The organism is Sulfuricurvum sp. (assembly GCF_019163035.1).
Classification (GTDB): domain Bacteria; phylum Campylobacterota; class Campylobacteria; order Campylobacterales; family Sulfurimonadaceae; genus Sulfuricurvum.
Genome location: NZ_JAFLKV010000109.1, coordinates 1 through 2,454 on the forward strand (window position 1 = coordinate 1; position 2,454 = coordinate 2,454).

The window sequence follows — 2,454 nt, forward strand, 5'->3', positions numbered from 1 at the left end:
GGAAATGTACTCAACTATTTACAAGGAAACGCCCAATGATTAAAGCGATTTTATATGTAATCATCCGAGTGCTGTTTCGGGTGAAAGTGGTCGGTGAGTTTCAGCGCGAAGAGAATCATACCGTGATCATCGCCAACCATCAATCTTTTTTGGACGGGTTGATTTTGGGGTTGTTTCTCCCGATCTCTCCCGTTTTTGTCGTCAATACCGAAATCGCCAAACGTCCTCTTGTACGGTTATTTCTCTCTCTGGGTGAGTATCTCGTCGTCGATCCTGCCAATCCGATGGCGATCAAGCAGATCATCCGTCTCGTCGAGAGTGGTCGTCCTGTAGTTATCTTCCCTGAGGGGCGGATCACGACTACGGGGAGTTTAATGAAAATTTATGAGGGTTCGGCATTTGTCACGGTCAAAACGGAAGCAACGATCCATCCCGTGATTATCGAGGGGGCGACGTTTAGTACTCTATCGCGCATGGGAAGTGATCATCCGACACGATGGTTCCCCCGTATTACCCTCACTTACTGCACCCCGACGCGACTCATCATAAGTGAAGGTGGAAGTAGCCATGCGCGACGAACCAAAGCGGGTGAAGCGATGCGGACACTGTTGCAAAAATGTCTTTTCGAATCACGCCGACCGAATGATCTCTACGGAGCATTTCTCGATGCCGTATCGGTGTACGGTGCGTCACGAGAGATCATCGAAGACACCAAACAAATCGAATACACGTATCGTCAACTCCTAACGATGACCCTCGGTCTCGGACGACTTTTAATCCCACATACTCAAAGTGGGGAAGCGGTTGGGGTGTTGATGCCGACAGCGGTTCCTACGCTGGCACTGATTTTAGGGCTTAGTGCGTTTGGACGAACCCCTGCCATGCTCAACTTTACCGCAGGAAGTGATGGATTGCAAAGTGCGTGTGAGGGGGCAATGATCCAAACGATTATTACATCCAAAGCGTTTGTGGAACAAGGCAAACTCGAAGCAAAACTAAGTGCATTGAAAAACGTCCGACTCCTCTACCTCGAAGATCTCAAAGCTCAGATGGGTTTAATGGATAAGCTCTGGTTGATGGGATATGCGCGATTTTTCCCGAACGCTGTTCGGGTTAAATCCGATCCGCACGATGCGTGCGTTATCCTCTTCACCTCAGGCTCTGAGGGGAAACCCAAAGGGGTGGTTCTCTCCCATGAGGCGATTTTGGCGAACATCGCCCAAATCCGTGCCATCGTCGATTTCTCGACCGAGGATAAGGTGCTTAACGCCTTGCCAATTTTCCACTCATTCGGACTGACCGCAGGGACGCTATTGCCGATTTTGGGCGGAATACGCCTCTTTTTGTACCCATCGCCTTTGCATTATCGGGTTATCCCTGAGATCGCGTATGATAGATCCTGCACGGTGTTGTTTGGAACCAGTACCTTTTTGAACCATTATGCCGCACACGCTCATCCGTACGATTTTTACCGTCTTCGCTACGTCGTGGCTGGGGCAGAAAAGCTCTCAGCCAGTGTCAAAGAGCTGTGGTTTGAGAAATTCGGGATACGGATTTTCGAGGGGTACGGGGCGACCGAAACGGCTCCCGTTATTGCCGTCAATACCCCAATGGCATACCGAAGCGGAAGTGTAGGGCAGATTTTACCGGGAATAGAGACGAAACTCATCCCTGTACCGGGGATTGATGCGGGGGGAATTTTGCACGTCAAAGGTGCCAATGTAATGAGCGGCTATCTACGCTCAGAACGACCGGGATTTTTAGAAAAACCAACCTCTGAGGCGGGTGAGGGGTGGTACGATACGGGAGATATCGTCACCATCGATGATGAGGGATTTGTCCGAATTGCGGGACGGGTAAAACGGTTCGCTAAAATCGCGGGGGAGATGATCTCGCTCGAATCGGTCGAGAAACTCGCCCTCACTGCATCGGGGAGCCATTTTCATGCCACATCGTCCCAAAGCGATGAGTCCAGAGGGGAAGCACTCGTCCTCTTTACGACCGACAAAGAGCTTAAACGAGATACCCTCCAACAAGCCGCACGCTCAGGGGGATATCCTGAAATCGCCGTCCCTAAAAAAATCGTTTATGTCGATGCCATCCCTGTTTTGGGTACAGGTAAAACCGACTATGTCACCCTCAAAACAATGGCGGCAGACGTATGAGCAGTCCACTCTATCTGCTCAAAACACACCGTTTTGCCCCGTTGTTCGGAACCCAGTTTTTAGGGGCGTTTAACGACAACCTCTTTAAAAATACCCTCGCGGTGCTCCTCACTTTTCAAGCCGCCGAGTGGACTTCGATCTCGTCCGCCCTCCTCGCTCCGCTGATCGGGGCGGTTTTTATCCTCCCCTTTTTCCTCTTTTCGGGATTAGCGGGAGAGTTGGCCGACAAATACGATAAAGCACGCCTCGCTCGCATCGTCAAAGTGTGGGAAATCTTTTTGATGGTGAT

The 2,454-nt window shown here is 50.7% G+C and carries 1 protein-coding gene and 1 pseudogene; both read left to right on the plus strand.

The genetic code is table 11. The features are described from left to right. Positions 1-35 precede the first annotated feature (35 nt). Positions 36-2,165: a bifunctional acyl-ACP--phospholipid O-acyltransferase/long-chain-fatty-acid--ACP ligase gene (gene aas / locus JZU62_RS07855; RefSeq protein ID WP_295013567.1), complete on the plus strand. Its 2,130-nt coding sequence runs from the start codon at positions 36-38 to the stop codon at positions 2,163-2,165. Further along, positions 2,162-2,454 (plus strand): annotated as a pseudogene (locus JZU62_RS07860) (MFS transporter); the annotation flags it as partial. The gene aas and the pseudogene JZU62_RS07860, both read left to right, overlap by 4 nt.